This window comes from Brevibacterium ravenspurgense, from assembly GCF_001584615.1.
Lineage (GTDB): Bacteria > Actinomycetota > Actinomycetes > Actinomycetales > Brevibacteriaceae > Brevibacterium > Brevibacterium ravenspurgense.
The window spans coordinates 12,257-27,425 of the sequence record NZ_LQQC01000006.1; the positions used below are offsets into that span (position 1 = coordinate 12,257).

Annotated in this window: 13 protein-coding genes; 8 read left to right on the forward strand and 5 right to left on the reverse strand. The window is 63.1% G+C overall.

Going from position 1 to position 15,169, the window contains the following annotated elements; translation table 11 throughout:
- Positions 1-56 precede the first annotated feature (56 nt).
- Together ygfZ and gabT are read left to right on the forward strand one after the other, a co-directional pair.
- On the forward strand, positions 57-1,175 hold the full coding sequence (ygfZ, locus tag Bravens_RS02565) for a CAF17-like 4Fe-4S cluster assembly/insertion protein YgfZ (RefSeq protein WP_062020042.1): 1,119 nt from the start codon (positions 57-59) through the stop codon (positions 1,173-1,175).
- A 42-nt stretch (positions 1,176-1,217) separates the two neighbouring features.
- Complete coding sequence (gene gabT, locus Bravens_RS02570; protein ID WP_062020044.1) at positions 1,218-2,585, forward strand: 4-aminobutyrate--2-oxoglutarate transaminase; 1,368 nt, start codon at positions 1,218-1,220, stop codon at positions 2,583-2,585.
- Positions 2,586-2,685: 100 nt separating this feature from the next.
- On the opposite strand, the gene Bravens_RS02575 is transcribed toward gabT, so the two are convergent.
- Positions 2,686-3,702 (reverse strand): bile acid:sodium symporter family protein, encoded by a 1,017-nt coding sequence (locus Bravens_RS02575; RefSeq protein ID WP_062020046.1) that lies wholly within the window; start codon positions 3,700-3,702, stop codon positions 2,686-2,688.
- 171 nt (positions 3,703-3,873) lie between these two features.
- On the opposite strand from Bravens_RS02575, the gene Bravens_RS02580 reads away from it, so the two are divergent.
- Positions 3,874-4,962, forward strand: coding sequence for an LLM class flavin-dependent oxidoreductase (locus Bravens_RS02580; RefSeq protein WP_062020048.1), 1,089 nt, complete (start codon positions 3,874-3,876; stop codon positions 4,960-4,962).
- 21 nt (positions 4,963-4,983) lie between these two features.
- On the opposite strand, the gene pepN is transcribed toward Bravens_RS02580, so the two are convergent.
- Positions 4,984-7,644 (reverse strand): aminopeptidase N, encoded by a 2,661-nt coding sequence (gene pepN, locus Bravens_RS02585; RefSeq protein ID WP_062020050.1) that lies wholly within the window; start codon positions 7,642-7,644, stop codon positions 4,984-4,986.
- 71 nt (positions 7,645-7,715) lie between these two features.
- On the opposite strand from pepN, the gene Bravens_RS02590 reads away from it, so the two are divergent.
- Entirely contained in the window at positions 7,716-8,843 is a 1,128-nt protein-coding gene (locus Bravens_RS02590) for an FUSC family protein (protein WP_244878100.1), read from the forward strand.
- Between the two features lie 102 nt (positions 8,844-8,945).
- Here the strand turns inward: Bravens_RS02590 and Bravens_RS02595 are convergent, their stop codons facing one another.
- The 3 genes from Bravens_RS02595 to Bravens_RS02605 all read right to left on the reverse strand — a co-directional run bounded on the left by Bravens_RS02595 (position 8,946) and on the right by Bravens_RS02605 (position 11,966).
- Complete coding sequence (locus tag Bravens_RS02595) at positions 8,946-9,590, reverse strand: ABC transporter ATP-binding protein (protein ID WP_062020052.1); 645 nt, start codon at positions 9,588-9,590, stop codon at positions 8,946-8,948.
- Positions 9,591-9,630: 40 nt separating this feature from the next.
- The gene (locus Bravens_RS02600; RefSeq protein WP_062020054.1) at positions 9,631-10,251 is read right to left on the reverse strand and encodes a hypothetical protein; all 621 of its coding nucleotides are present in this window, start codon (positions 10,249-10,251) and stop codon (positions 9,631-9,633) included.
- 866 nt (positions 10,252-11,117) lie between these two features.
- Positions 11,118-11,966, reverse strand: coding sequence for a hypothetical protein (locus Bravens_RS02605; RefSeq protein ID WP_062020057.1), 849 nt, complete (start codon positions 11,964-11,966; stop codon positions 11,118-11,120).
- Between the two features lie 247 nt (positions 11,967-12,213).
- Between Bravens_RS02605 and Bravens_RS02610 the strand changes: the two genes are divergently transcribed.
- Genes Bravens_RS02610 through Bravens_RS02625 form a run of 4 tightly spaced genes read left to right on the forward strand, consistent with a single transcriptional unit; the run spans position 12,214 to position 15,116 of the window.
- On the forward strand, positions 12,214-12,531 hold the full coding sequence (locus Bravens_RS02610; RefSeq protein ID WP_062020059.1) for a DUF2516 family protein: 318 nt from the start codon (positions 12,214-12,216) through the stop codon (positions 12,529-12,531).
- Positions 12,528-13,325: an alpha/beta fold hydrolase gene (locus Bravens_RS02615; protein ID WP_062020061.1), complete on the forward strand. Its 798-nt coding sequence runs from the start codon at positions 12,528-12,530 to the stop codon at positions 13,323-13,325. The genes Bravens_RS02610 and Bravens_RS02615 overlap by 4 nt, the downstream gene beginning before the upstream one ends.
- 7 nt (positions 13,326-13,332) lie before the next feature.
- The gene (locus Bravens_RS02620) at positions 13,333-14,574 is read left to right on the forward strand and encodes a glycosyltransferase (RefSeq protein ID WP_062020062.1); all 1,242 of its coding nucleotides are present in this window, start codon (positions 13,333-13,335) and stop codon (positions 14,572-14,574) included.
- Positions 14,571-15,116, forward strand: coding sequence for a YbjN domain-containing protein (locus Bravens_RS02625; RefSeq protein ID WP_062020064.1), 546 nt, complete (start codon positions 14,571-14,573; stop codon positions 15,114-15,116). Before Bravens_RS02620 ends, Bravens_RS02625 begins: the two co-directional genes overlap by 4 nt.
- The last annotated feature ends 53 nt before the right edge of the window (positions 15,117-15,169 follow it).

Genomic DNA, 15,169 nt, shown 5'->3' on the forward strand with positions numbered 1-15,169 from the left:
CGTTCTGGACTGAGAAGCCTCAACGCAGTATTCCCCGTCGAACAGTCAGGAGATTCGTGAATTCGCTTCGCTACCCCCGCTCTGCAGCCGTCTACGGCATCGACGAACGCGCAGACGAAGTCCAGCACTTCGGCATGCCGCTGAAAGAACAGCGTGACCTCGCTGCAGGCCGTGCTGTCGCTGACCTTTCGAGCTTCCGCGTGTACACGCTCACCGGCGAAGACCGTCTGCGCTGGCTTCACTCCCTGACAACGCAGTCACTGGAGAACCTGCCGGCGGGCACGAGCACTGAAACGCTGATCCTGTCGGCCACCGGGCACATCGAACACTGGGTGCGGATCATCGCGGAAGAGGACAGCCTGTGGCTGATCTTCGAAACGGGCGGTGAAGAAGCTGTCGAATGGCTGAATTCGATGCGCTTCATGATGCGCGCAGAAATCACTGACCGCACGCCTGAGTTCCAGAGCGTCGGCACGGTCGGCCCCGCACCGGAAGGGCTTCCCGTCCAAGCCGAGTGGAACGACCCGTGGCCTGCAATCGGAGCCGGCTCCGCCTCGTATGCTGCCCTCGACTTGGGCCAGGAACAGGCTTCACCGAAACACCCGGGCCACACGAACGACCTGCGCATCCAGCTGTGCCCGCGGGAGCAGCTGCGCGACTGGCAGCCCGGCGGCGTTGCCGGCCGCGACGCCTGGGAGGCCCTGAGGATCGAGAACTGGCGGCCGTCCCCGCAGGACGTTGACTCGAAAACGCTCGTGGGCGAACTCGACGTGCTGCGCACCGCAGTACATCTGGCCAAGGGCTGCTACCGCGGTCAGGAAGCCGTAGCCCGTGTGCACAACCTGGGTCAGGTGCCGCGCCGCCTGGTGTTCCTGCACGTCGACGGTTCGACTCACACCATTCCGCGCCCGGGCGCGGAAGTCTATGCCGAAGTCCGAGGTGCCGAAAGGGTGATCGGGCACCTGACCTCGACCGCGATCCACTACGAGTACGGGCCCGTGGCGCTTGCTCTGATCCGCCGCGGAACCAGCCCTGACGCACAGCTGCTGGTTGCCGGAGACGAAGACGAAAAGCTGCCGACCACGGTCGAAGAAATCGTTGCCTTCAAACGCGAAAACCGCGTCGGCCTGCCGCAGATCAATCGCGAAGTTGATCTTCGTCGGTTTGGCAGGTGAGCCGGTCTGCACGAACGCGTCAGAGAGTTCTACACTGACCTCATGACTACGTTGGAGCAGGGCGGGCAGAGCCTGCCGCAGGAACGCAAACTTGTAACTGAAATCCCCGGACCGAAGTCCCGTGAACTCGAGCAGCGCCGCAAGGCCGCAGTGTGTGCCGGTGTCGGCAGTTCGCTGCCGGCCTACATCGTCGCCGGCGGTGGGGGCATCCTCAAGGACATCGACGGGAACCAGATCATCGACCTGGGTGCAGGCATCGCCGTCACGAACGTCGGCAACTCGAACCCGCGCGTGGTGAACCGTGCCAAGGAGGCACTGGAAGCGTTCACCCACACGTGCTTCATGGTCAACCCGTACGAGGCGTACGTTGAAGTTGCCGAAGCACTCAACCGCCTGACCCCCGGCGACCACGAAAAGCGCACCCTGCTTCTGAACTCGGGTGCCGAAGCGGTCGAAAACGCCGTCAAGATCGCCCGCAGCTACACCAAGCGCAACGCGGTTGTCGTGTTCGACCACGCCTACCACGGCCGCACCAACCTCACGATGGCCATGACCGCGAAGGCCATGCCGTACAAGAAGGGCTTCGGCCCGTTCGCCGGCGAGGTCTACCGCGCACCCATGTCCTACCCGTTCCGCGACAACGCCGCATACGGCACCAAGCTGTCCGGTGAAGAGGCCGCTAAGCGCGTCACCACCATGATCGACAAGCAGATCGGCGCTGAAGAAGTCGCTGCGATCGTCATCGAGCCCATCCAGGGTGAGGGCGGATTCATCGTCCCCGCTGAAGGCTTCCTGCCGGCTCTGCAGGAGTACGCGCAGAAGAACGGAATCGTCTTCGTCGTTGACGAAGTCCAGGCCGGATTTGCTCGCACCGGCAAGATGTTCGCTTCCGAATGGGAGGGCATCACACCTGACCTCGTCACCACCGCTAAGGGCATCGCCGGCGGTCTGCCGCTGTCGGCAGTCACCGGTCGCGCCGACATCATGGACGCGGTGCACGGCGGTGGCCTGGGCGGCACCTACTCCGGCAACCCGGTTGCCGTTGCCGGTGCTCTCGGCGCCATCGAAGCCTACGAACAGGACGGTCTCGCCCAGCGTGCTCTCGAGATCGGCGAAAAGATGGTTGACCGCTGCACCAAGCTGCAGTCGCGTTTCGCCGAAGTCGGCGACATCCGCGGCCGCGGTGCTATGCAGGCTGTCGAACTCGTTGTCGAAGGCACCACTGAACCGCACCCCACGCTCGCCGGTGATGTCGTCAAGTACTGCGCTGAACAGGGCGTTCTCGTTCTGTCCACCGGTACGTTCGGCAACGTGCTGCGCTTCCTGCCGCCGCTGACCATCTCCGACGAACTCCTCGACGACGCATTCGACGTCATGGAAGAGGCTTTCGCCAAGGCACTCGGCAAATGATCTGAACCGCGCGGTGGGGCTTGCCCTCACCGCGCGGCTAAGCCGCAGAAACGCTTCCGGCCGCTGCAATCACGCAGCGGCCGGAAGCGTTTCTGCTGTTCTAGTCGGCTTTAGCCCTGGCAAACAGCGCGGCGATGATTGCTCCGGACACGTTGTGCCACACGCTGAAAACAGCGGCCGGCAGTGCTGCGAGAGGTGAAAAATAGGCTGCGGCAAGGGACGCTGCCAGCCCGGAGTTCTGCATGCCCACCTCAATGGACAGTGCGCGGCGCTGGGCGGGGGACAGGCCCGTGAGCCTGGCGGCTCCATAGCCCAGCGCCAGGCCGATGGCGTTGTGCAGGATGACGGCCAGCAGAACAATGAGCCCGGCGGATGCCAGGCTGCTCTTGGAACCGGCAACGACCACCGCGACGATCAGCGTGATCGTGATGGTCGACAGCCACGGCAGGGCCGGTGCGACGGCCTCCACGGCACGTGCCGCAAACAGCCGCACGACGACACCCAAAACGACCGGCACGAACACGGTTTTGACGATCGAGAGCATCATCGCCCCGGCCGACACCTCGAGGTAGGAACCGGCAAGCCACAGTGTGAGGACCGGCGTGAGCAGGGGAGCCAGCAGCGTTGACACCGTCGTCACGGTCACCGACAGCGCAACATCGCCGCGCGACAGGTAGGTGACAACGTTCGATGCTGTGCCGCCGGGCGCACAGCCTACGAGGATGACGCCGACGGCCAGCATGGGCTCCAGGCCCAGCAGGCGGACGATTGCCAGTCCGGCCAGCGGCATGATGGTGAACTGCAGAGCAACACCGATCAGCACTGCCCAGGGGCGCTTGGCGATGCGGGCGAAGTCCGGCATCGTGAGCGTCAGCCCCATGAGGAACATGACCACGCCCAGTGCCCACGGGATCGCGGGGCTCATCGCCACGAGCGTGTCGGATGCGGCGACTCCCAGCAGCCCGCCGAGCACCACCAGTACCGGGAACGCCGTCACGGCCAGTCGTGCGCTGCGGGTCTGCTGGTCGCCGGCTGCTCTGCCTGTGTGTGCTGCTGACGAGGTGCCGCTCCCGCGGCCGCTGTCATCTTTGGGTGTGTTCGTGTTCCCGGGTGCCATAGCGGGTAATCTACGCGCCGATTCGCTTTCAGCCCAGTGAAATCTCACATGGCAAGAGGGCAGCAGACCCCCAGCCCCGCCTCGGCAGCCCACCCCAGCCCCGCCTCGGTATCCCAGCCCCGCCTCGGCGACCTGAGGGAATTACTCGCGGCTCAGGGGTGTTCCGGGATTATGACTGAATCACCGTTGAAGCTTTCGATTCTTGACCTTGTGCCGGTACGCGGCGAGCAGACCACCAGTGATGCCCTGCGGGCCTCGAAGTCGTTTGTGGAAAAGGCCGATGCGCTGGGCTACACCCGCTACTGGGTGGCTGAGCACCACAACATGCCGGCCATTGCATCGAGCCACCCGGCTGTCGAGCTCATGCACTTAGGCCAGAACACCAAGCAGATCCGCTTGGGCTCCGGCGGTGTCATGCTGCCCAACCACGCTCCGTATTCCGTTGCCGAGCAGTTCTCCCTGCTGGCTGCCGTCTACGGTGACCGGATTGATCTGGGCATTGGGCGTGCACCGGGCACCGACCCGTTTACGCGCATGGCCATGTGGGGTCACCTGGGGGATGGCCAGGTGGTCAATCGTGAAGGCCAGCCGGTTGACCCGGTGGAGTACTTCCCGCAGCACGTCATGGACATTCTGCGCCTGCTGAGCCCGGAGGGCCTGGACGTGGAGCTGTTCGGCGATCGCAAGCACACTCTGCGCGCTACCCCGAAGCTTGAGGTCAATCCGGCAGCCCAGGTGTGGCTTCTGGGTTCGAGCAATTACTCAAGCCAGCTGGCAGCAGCCCTGGGGCTGCCCTACGTGTTCGCCAATCACTTTGCCGGCCGGGGTGCACAGCAGGCCATGCAGACGTACCGTGACCAGTTCGAAGCAAGCCAGTTCGGAAGCCAGCCGCGCAGCTTCATGACGGCGAACGTCGTTGTTGCTGAAACCGAGGAAGAGGCCTGGAACCTCGCGCAGCCGTTCCTGTACCAGATGGCGAACCTGCGGGTGGGTGCTCCCATGCGCTCCATGCCGACGGTCGGGCGGGAAACCGACGAGGTCATGTCCGCAGGCCACCGCGCCGTGGCGGACAAACTCGCGCAGACCTACATCATCGGCACACCGAAGGACGCCGCTCGTCAGCTGCGCGAACTGGCAGCCGAGGGCGGCGTCGACGAAGTGATGATGCAGGCGGTAGCTGGCGGTTACCCGGACGAGGACCTGGGCACTTCGGTCGCCCGAGAGCGGACTCTCGAGCTTCTGGCCGAAGAGCTCTTCTGATCCTCTAGCTTCCCGGGGCTCTTAGGCTCCCGAGGTGCCGCCGCCCTGATCTGCGCCTTCGCCTGCGTGCCGCAGGCGGATGGCGCGGGCCTGGTTGTCGGCAAGTTCCACCAGCAGGCGTCGCTGTGCTGCCGGTGCTTGCGGGTGTTCGTCCAACCACGTGTTCGTCAGGTCGAGCACGCGCTGCAGGTCCTTGCCCCACGTGGGGTAGAGGCCCAGCACCAGACGGCGTGCGATTTCGATTGAGTGGTCAGTCCAGAACGATTCGAGTCGTTCAAAGTACTGTTCCACGTACGGTTCGCACAGCGGCAGGGCGCTCGGTGCTGTGAAGCCCTGGATGGTGGCACTCAGCGCGTCGTTGGACAGTGTGTGGTCGTCGACGGCTGCGGTGAATGCACGCTGTTTGGCCAGTGCCAGAGGCATGGCCGCCCGTGCTGTGCGTGCTCGCAGCGCTCCCGCACCGGTGTTGTCGAGTGCTGCTTCCGCGTCGATGTCTTCGTGGTCGGCCCAGCCCTGTGTGACGAGCGCGGTGAGTGCCAGCCAGCGCAGTGAGTGGTCGATTTTCAGGTTGTCTGCCCCGTCGGTCAGTGTGCTGCCGAGCTCTGCGTCGAGCACTGCCGATGCCATTTCCCGTCCGGCGGCGTCTACGGGGTGCGGTTGCGTGAGCACCGTCGAGCGCTGTACCAGCAGCAGTGTCAGTTCGGCCAGGTCGAGCTGCACGTCGGAACCAGATGGGGCCGTCGCCAGGGCGTCGAGGGCTGAGCCGAGCAGTGACCGCAGCGCCTCTGGGTGTTCGGCGTCGGCCGTCCATCGGTCGAGTGCGCCGAGCACTGTCTGGCGCATCCCGCCGGCGATGCCGGCGTGGTCTTCACGGCCGAGGGAACGTGCGTGGGCCTCAATGAGGTCTGTCACGGGCAGCAGCCCGTCGCGGGCGGCGTTGGTGAGTGCCGACCAGACCAGCGCCCGGTCCATGGGGTCTGCAAGGCGGCTGACGTGGCGCAGCGCCGTAGCGGTCGAGCGTTCGTCCAGGCGGATTTTGACGAAGTCGTCGTCGCCGTGGTTGACCAGCAGGAGGTCGGGGGCGGGCTTGCTGATCAGCTGGGGGACATCGGCCGTTGCCGTGTCGAAGTCCAGCGTGAACATGTCCGTGAGGTCAAGGGCCGCACCGTTTTTGGTGAAGATGCCCACCCGCATGGTGTGCGGGCGCAGTGCGTCGGACCCGTCGCAGTTGCGCTGGTAGGCCTTGGCGGCGGTGATGGTGCCGTCTGCGTCGACGTCCAGGTCGATGCCGATTTCGCTCATGCCGGTGGTCTGCAGCCAAGCCTGAGCCCAGCCTCGTACGTCCCGGTCCGGTGCTGCCGCATCGAGTGCGGACAGGAAGTCCTCCAGCGTGGTGCTGCCGTAGGCGTGGTCGCGGAAGTACTGGCGGGAGCCTTCGCGGAAGGCGTCAATGCCCACGTAGGCGACCAGCTGTTTGAGCACTGATGCGCCCTTGGCGTAGGTGATGCCGTCGAAGTTGAGTTTCGCTGCTTCGACGTCGGGAATGTCGGCCACGATCGGGTGGGCTGTGGGGTATTGGTCTTGGCGGTACGCCCAGTCTTTGCGCGACAGTGCGAAGGACACCCAGCCGTCGTCGAATTCGGTGGCTTCGGCCAGGGCGAGTCCGCCCATGTAGTCGGCGAAGGACTCTTTGAGCCACAGATCGTCCCACCAGGTCATGGTTGCTAGGTCCCCGAACCACATGTGTGCCATTTCGTGCAGGATGACGTTGGCGCGGCCTTCCAGCTGGCGGCGAGTGACGGCGTCCCGGAACAGGTAGTCGTCGGTGAAGGTCACCAGGCCGGGGTTCTCCATGGCGCCGAGGTTGTATTCGGGTACGAAGATCTGGTCGTACTTGCCCCACGGGTAGGGGTAGTCGAAGAAGTCCATGAAGAAGTCCAGGCCCTGCTTCGTGACCGTGAAGATGGATTCGGGGTCCATGTGGTCGGCGAGGCTGGCCCGGGCGTACAGGCCCAGTGGGATGGTGAGGTCTGTGCCGTTTTCACCGGCACCGGCGCGGGTGTAGGTGTCGGTGAGTTCGACGTAGTGGCCGGCGCACACGCACGTGATGTAGCTCGACTGGCGCAGGGTGGGGGCGAAGCTGTGCCGCGTGATGTCCTTGGCGACCTCTTCGGACTGCAGGCTGGCTCCGCCGGACAGCACCGTGAAGTCGGACGGTGCGGTCACGTCGAATTCGAATACGGCCTTGAGGTCCGGCTGGTCGAAGTTTGCGAACACTCGGCGGGCGTCGGTCGGTTCGTACTGCGTGTACAGGTAGACCTTGTCGTCTGCCGGGTCGAAGAATCGGTGCATGCCCTCACCGGAGCGCGAGTACAGCGCTTTCGCTCCGATGGTCAGTTCGTTGTGTCCGGCCGTGACGGGGAAGGTCACGCGGAAGCCGTCGAAGGCCGAGGCCGGATCGAGGTCCTGCCCGTTGATGCTGACGGCGTACACCGAATCGGCGATGATGTCGATGAACGTCGTGGCGTCTTCCGCCGCGGTGAACGTCACGGTGGTCACGGAGTCGTAGGTGGGGATGTCACGGTTGGGCGCACCGGACACGTCGAGGCTGACGCGGTACGTGTCGAGGGTGAGCAGACGTGCTCGTTCTTGTGCTTCTTTGCGAGTGAGATTTGATGTCATTGGTCCTCCGCCGAACAGCTTTTCATATTTCGCTGAAGGTGGATATATAGACTTCAGGAGGAGGTGCGTCAGTGAGTACAGTCAAGCAGCCGTCGCGGGCCAGGCGCCTGGGTTCGTACGTGGGGCTGCGCGCTCGGCTGGGTCTGCGCCGCATCAAGGCGAACTTCAGCCAGTATCTGCAGGTGGTCATCGGCGCTGTTGTGGCGTATTCGTTCTGTCTGCTGGTGCTTGGCCACCAGTACCCGTTCTTGGCGGCCGTCGCCGCAACCGTGGGAACGGGTGTTGTCACAGACCGTCGTCTGCGGCGGGCCACAGAGTTCGGCATCGGAGCGATTTTCGGTGTGCTGGCCGGCGAGGTGGTGCTGTCGCTGTTCGGCACGGGCATCTGGCAGATGGCTCTGGTCATGTTCTGCGGCATCCTCGTGGGCGCGCTCATCAATTCCGGCCCGCTGTTCATCACGCAGATCGGTGTGCAGTCCATCTACGTGGTCACGGTTCCGCCGGCGCTGAACGCCTACCCCTTTGATCGAACCGTCGACGCTGCTGTCGGCGCGTCTGTCGCAATCCTCATGAGCCTCATCGTGCCGCACGACGCGCGCAAGGCCCCGCGAGACCGAGCGGCGTCCCTGCTCGACGAGATCTCTGAGATTCTGCAGGCCATTTCGCGCAGCATCCGAACGGCGGACACAGGAGCGGCGCAGCGCGCGCTGGAACGGGCGCGTGACACCCAGAGCTTTGTCGACCAGTGGCACAGTTCGGTCAACGTGTCGAAGGAAGCCACTCGCATCAACGCGCGGTCACGCCGCTACGCAGCCGAGGTCAACCGACTTGCCCGCGCCGCCGAATACGCGGACCGCTCCATGCGCATGGTGCGGATTGTGGCGCGCCGATCGGTCACGCTGACCCAGACGGGCGAGGCCAGGTCGGAGATCTCGGGTCTCATCGATGCGCTCGCCGAGGGCAGCTCGATGCTCGGCATTGCGCTGCGCCGCGGTACGTCCCGCGTGCCGGCCGAAGAGTACCTGTCATCGGTGGCGGCACGCCTGGACGTCAAGGCCCCTTTTGTTGAAGACCGTCTAGACGAAACGATCATCCTCATGCTGCGCCCGCTGGCACACGACCTCATGTGCGCTGCCGGTCTGACCGAAGCCGCAGCTGATGACATCCTGCCGGGCCTGCCGGAACTTGGAGAGAACTGACCGGCACGTGAGTGCCGGGGCTCCTGGTGAGCCAAGTGCCCGGGGGAGCAGCCCGGGAAGCTTCCGGCACCTCGTGGAACCACAAGGCTGACGAGGTGCCGGTCACCTGGTGCGGCAAATCTGCAGCTGATCAATTTTCCACACGTTTTGGCACACAGCGTCGATGTCTGCTTGATTGTGGCTGGTCAGAAGCACAGTGCGACCTTCTTCCCGAAGCTCGTGCAGGAGCGTGCGAATCCGCTCAACGCTGCTGTCATCGAGCCCGTTGAATGCTTCGTCGAGGATGATCATCTTCTGACCTTCCATAAAGGCTTGGGCAATAGACAGTTTCTGCTTCATGCCGAGAGAGTAGTTGCGAGCTTTTTGTTTGAGGCTTGGGTCGAGGCCGACTCTTTCCATTGCCGCGGCTGCCTCATCTGGGCCGATGACCCGACGAATGCGGGCCAGATCGAGTAGATTCTCTAAGCCTGTGAGGTGGCCAAGATAGGCCGGACGGTCGATCACGACCCCGACTTCGGTCGGGAAATCAGCGCGGGGACTTCTGAGGCTTTGGTCCAATCGGATGCTTCCGGAATCGGGCCGCTGCAGTCCGACGATCATTTTGAATAGGACTGATTTCCCTGAGCCGTTAGGGCCTTGAAGACCGTGGATTCGGTTTTCCTCGATCTCCATTGACGCTGATCGAAAGATTTCTGTGCCTTTGAAGGACTTGGATACGTTGTCGATATGCACAAGCGGCTGATTCATGGTTTCCACCGTTCGATGTAGTCGGGTGAGGGAGAGCAGGTCAGTGTCTGTCTGCTTCTGGCAGAGGTCTGAATTTGGAGATCAGAATCAGCAGGGCAGCACTGCTGCAGAAGCTGATTGCTGAGGCGCCCGCGGTCCAGGAGGATTCCCAAGCACCTAGAAAACCAGTTGCGGAAGGTGCAGGCCATAGCGGGTTCGCCGCGGGCAAAGTGGATGCTCCTGCCGCAACTAGGACGAGCGCGGCAGAACCGATTCGCGAAGTCGCCCATACTGCGGCCAGGGCCAACATGATCGTTGCCATGGAGCTGGCAGTCCCGCCGAGTACGACTGCGAGCCAGTCAGTCCAGACAGCCGGGGTGAGGCCGTAGATCATGCCGCTGGCTGCGCAGAGAAGCACAAAGGCCGAAGCTGAAACGAGTGTGCGCGCCGTGTCGGTCACCAGTTCGCGGATCAGTACGCGTGACGCTGTTCCGTGCCGAAGGGCTACAAGAGAGAATCGGGGAAGGACCCACCCGGACCAGCGGACAAGCGAGACCATCGCCAGTCCCAGCCAGACGATCACGCCATAAGCCCAGTGGACGAAGGACAGTCCGGCAGGCGACGTTCCGTAGAACAGCGCATCCGCCGCTGTGTCTTCTGGGGATGCGAGCAGCAACAGCATCCAGGCTAGAGCGAGTGCTGTAAGAAACCACACGCTTCGAGGTGTTCGAAGGACTCGAAGGGCGGTGTGGATTCCAGCTCCGGCCTGTATGACAGCTAATGTCGCGATGCTGAAGGCGATGCAGGGGTGTATCCAAACGCTCAGGCCGTTTGCGCTCGGATGTATCGGCAAAAGAAAAGAGATCGGATTCACCGTTAGCGGAAGGAACTCTGCCCGGAATAGGACGGGTGGCAGAAGGATCAACAAGGCGGCTGAAATCCTGTGTGCAAAAACTGAGACACGGTACGCCACTGCGAGCCCTGCGGCAGCAGCCGCCAAGGTTCCAGCCCATGCGAATAGCGGAACGAGGAGTGCGCTGAGGACTGGAGTTTCTGCGAGTGCGAATGCGCTGAGCACCTGTGACCCAGCGGCGTCACCGGGGATTGTGGCGAAGCTGCTCCATGACAGGCTTAGACCGTTTCCTGTCGCAGTGATTGCAGAGCCGACCGCAGCTCCCGCACCTGCAGCGAGCCCTGCGAATGCACCGGTGACCGCCTCCGAGGCAACGGCCGCCCTCACTGTGCCCCGCCGGAGAATTCGCAAGGGAGACATGGAGCTCTGCTGGCCAGTCGCGCTGGCGATGATCAAAACTGGCCACACTGCATACAGCAGGGGGTACGGGTCATGCGAACCCGCAACAACCGACTCCCAAAAAGAAACCCGCGCATCTGTAGGGATAGGAGGAAAAACAAGACCGAAGACAAAATAGACCCCAGCGCTCGCTAAAAAGATGAGACTGGCTTTTCGCAGAACTTCGGGACCGGGCAGTACTTGAGAAAAGCGAATCGGCGCAGCTGTGCTCTGGGGGCGCCGAGCGTGCGCCGATTTCATTGCAGCGCCCGGGGTAAGCGAGGAGACCACAGCGTAAAGCCGACCGTGCCGAGGACCGTGAGCAGTACGACGCAGGTTGTTATGACCGGCTCGTGGAGTGGTCCCTGTTCCAGCCCGGTCGGCAGCACAGCGTTGTCAGGCATGAACATCTCCAGCTGTGCGATTGCCAGAGCGGTGCCGACAAGAAAAACAACTGCGGGGCCCAGGAGCAGCGCCAGGAATGGATTGCGCAGGTGCATTGCCAGTGCTGTGAAGAGAACCGTATAGAGCATGCCGTGGAAAGCAGTCCAGAAAATCATGAAGACGACGAATTTCCAGGTTCCTGTGTGCGCAAACTGGCTGAATGTCATGTCTTCTGCCACTGGAAGAACCCGTTGTTCTGGTATGAAGGCGACCTGGTCGAATGCGGGTGCAATGGCAAAGGCCCACATTGCGGCCAACCCGATAGCTGAGCCAAACGCAAGTGCTCCTATCGCAGCTGAGCGAACAACGTGGGTTCCAACATAGGAACTCCGTCCCCGGCGAGCGATGATCGGCATCCATCCAGCGGCTTGAGTCTCCTGGAGCACGACGGGCACATAGAGAAGCGCTGCGTAGAAGACGAACAGCAGCGGCAGAACGTTGCCGATCGAAAAAATGAAAAGATCAGCCGGATCGGCGATGACGTTCGACGGTGCCGCTAGTGAACCATAGAGCACAGGAGTGAAGGCGATGAGAATGCCGACCGCAGCGGTCGGCGCAAATCGCTTGACATTGGCTGCTGAGAGAGGCTTTTCCCCAGCGAGCGCTGGAAATACTCGCTGGGGAAAAACGCTGACTATTGCGTGTTTCAGTTGCTCTTCCACTTTCCTGAGACTTGGACATTCACTCGGGTTGTGAGGTTGGTGCTGAACTGCACACGAGTCTTCTTTTTAGCCCCGACTCCGTTAGGCAGATCTCTGGATCTGTTCAGAAAGTTTTTGTTCATGCCTTCTCCTTTGAAGTTCCTTAAACCAGAATAGTAAATGTATGGCTTGAGTCACGTCAATGCTTCGTTTAGCGTTTTATTTGGATGCTGCGGTCCATGGTCTTGCGCCCGGCTAGAATGGCGGCATGCAGGTGCTCGGGAATATCCAAATGGGAATCATGATGCTCATCCAGGTGGGCGTCTTCGCTTTGACGACGATCGCGTTCATCGACTCGCTGCGATTCTCTGACGAGGCCTACAAAGCCATTGACCGCCACTCTAAGGCGCTGTGGTGCATCATCCTGGGTGTGGCCGCGGCCTTGGCGTTCGTCAACCTGCCGATCACCGGCGGCACGGGTGGTCTTGGCCTGCTGGGCATTGCCAGCATCGTGGCCGCCGGCATCTATCTGGGCGACATGGCCAAGAAGCTGCGCGCCGTTCAGCCCCGACGTGACCGGCGATGACGCGCGCGATTCTGCCCGGCGCGGAAGAGCACTACACGGCCATCATCGGCTCGGGTGAGCCCACGACCGTCTTCGCGCACGGCTTCGGCGGCAGCATTCGCGACACCAGGCCCTTCGGAACCGGTATTCGCGGTACAAAAGTCTTTCCCCACATGCCCGGCCACGGAGGCAACCCATCGCCGGGACCCGGGTGGGACTATCCGATGCTGGCACACGCGCTCGCGGGTGTTCTTGAGCGCACTGACGCTGATCACGCACTCGGGGTTTCCATGAGCGCTGGGGCTCTCGCCAGGCTCATCACTGACGGGCATCCGGCTGCACGCAGTCTGAAAAAGGTCGCTTTTGTCCTCCCGGCCTCGTGGACCCCGCCGCCCGAACACCTCATGGAGAACTTTGAGGCGTACACGACGATGCTGCGCGGCTATGTCGAATCCGGTGATGAAGACGGCCTCGTTCGGGCTCTTGTGGAACGCGAAGCGCCCGAGGTTCGGCAGATGCCGGAAGCCCAGCAGTTCGCTCGCGGGCGAGCCCGGGCCATCATGACAACTGACCTCAAAGACGGCATCGGCTTGGCGCGCCAAACGGCAGTTGAGAACCCGCAGGGTGCGGCAGGTTTCACGGGCGAAGTTCTTGTGCTGACCCACGAGGACGACAACAGCCACCCTGTTGAAGTCGCACAGAAATATGCGGCGGCGTTCCCCAGCGCGCGCTTCGAAGTTCTGCCGCGTGGCTCCATCCTGTGGCGCGGCCGCCAGGACGTGCGACGCATACTGGGCGAGTTCTTCAATAGCTGAGCCGCCGATGCCGAACTCATCCGCTCGCCGTTTGGCACTCATATCCCTGCACACGTCCCCGGCTGCCCAACCCGGTGCCGGTGATGCCGGGGGACTGAACGTGTACGCCCTCAACGTGGCCCGGGAAATCGCGGCCGCCGGGCACACCGTCGACATCTTCACAGCGGACCCGCAGCTGCAGAGCGGGGGCCAGCAGGCACCTCGTGAACTGGGTCCCGGAATCCGTGCCCACCTGTTGGAGACGAGAGCCCAGACAAAAGAGGAACTCGCAGCCGACATCGACATCTTGGCCCGGCAGCTGAGCGAACACCCCGACTACCGTGCCGCCGACTGCGTGTGGGCGCACTACTGGATTTCAGCCGACGCAGCCCTGCGCGCGAAGCCGCACAAACCGACCGCAGTGTCGTTCCACACGATGGCGGCGGTTAAGGAGCGTGACTTCCCGGGGCACAGCGAACCGGCCCAGAGGCTGGAAGCCGAACGGCGGATCGCGCAGACGGCCGACACCATCGTGGCCAACACACCGGCGGAAGCCGAAGACGCGCAGGATCTGCTGGGCGCGAAGGCTGACAGAGTGCTCACGGCGCCGCCGGGTGTGCGCGCAGACATCTTCACCCCCGGCGACCAGGCCGAAGCGCGCAGCCGGGTGGGCGTTGACGCCGACCTGCTGGTTCTGGGTGTCGGCAGGATGCAGCGTGTCAAGGGAACCGATTTGGCGATCGAAACCCTCGCATCGCTGCGTGCTCTGCGGCCGGACCTGGCGAGCCGCACGCGCATGGTCCAGCTGGGCGCGGCATCCGGAGGCGCACACGACAGCGTGTACACCGAACTGGCCGAGAGGCTCGGGGCTGCTGAGGTTCTTGAGATCCGCGAACCCGTGCCGGCTGAGGAACTAGCCGACTGGTACAGGGCGGCTGACGTGGTGATCGTGCCGTCGCGCTCGGAGTCCTTCGGCTTTGTCGCCGCCGAAGCGTCAGCCGCCGGCCGCGCGGTTCTCGCCTCGCGCGTGGGCGGGCTGGAGGTCATCGTCGACAGCGGGGCAACGGGAATTCTGCTGGCTAAGCGGGACCACCGGCTGTGGGCCGAGGAGCTCGCACGGCTGCTCGACGATGCTGGGCTGCGTGATCGCCTGGGGCGGGCGGCGCACAAGCGCGCACAGAGGTTTACGTGGCAGGCCTGTGCTGAGAAGGTAATGGAAGCACTGACTGTTGCCGGAGCGGGTGGAAAGCCTGCGGGGAGGAACGAATGACGTCGATCGAAGAAACAGCATCTGCCCTGGTCGCTTGGGCCAAAGACGCGGAGGTCGAATTCGATGTGGTCGACGTCGGCCACTTGGTCGTCACGCTGCCGGGCGAAAAGAAGCTCAAAACCACCGTGTCGGTCCGCTTCACCCCCACCCGAGTCGACCTGCAGGCGTTCCTCATGCGCAGGCCCGACGAAAACCATGCCGCGTTCTACAGGTGGATGCTGCGGCGCAACCAGATCCTCCACCTCGTGTCGTTCTTCCTCGACCCGCACGGAGACGTCTACCTGCGCGCATCGATTCCAGCATCCGCGTGGACGCCCGACATCATCGACCAGGTGATGGGTGAAATCCTCACGGTCTCCGACGGCAGCTTCAACGACCTTCTGGTCCACGGCTTCCTCACCTCGATGAAGCGCGAATGGGCGTGGAGGATCGCCCGCGGCGAATCCACCCGCAACCTCGAAGCATTCAAACACCTGCTGGATACCGACGACAACGAATTCATCGGCACGTTCACCGAAACAGGTGACGAAAACAGCCAGTGAGAATGACAGCGACCGCGGCTGATTTCAGCTGAAACTGACGCTGTCTGAGACTG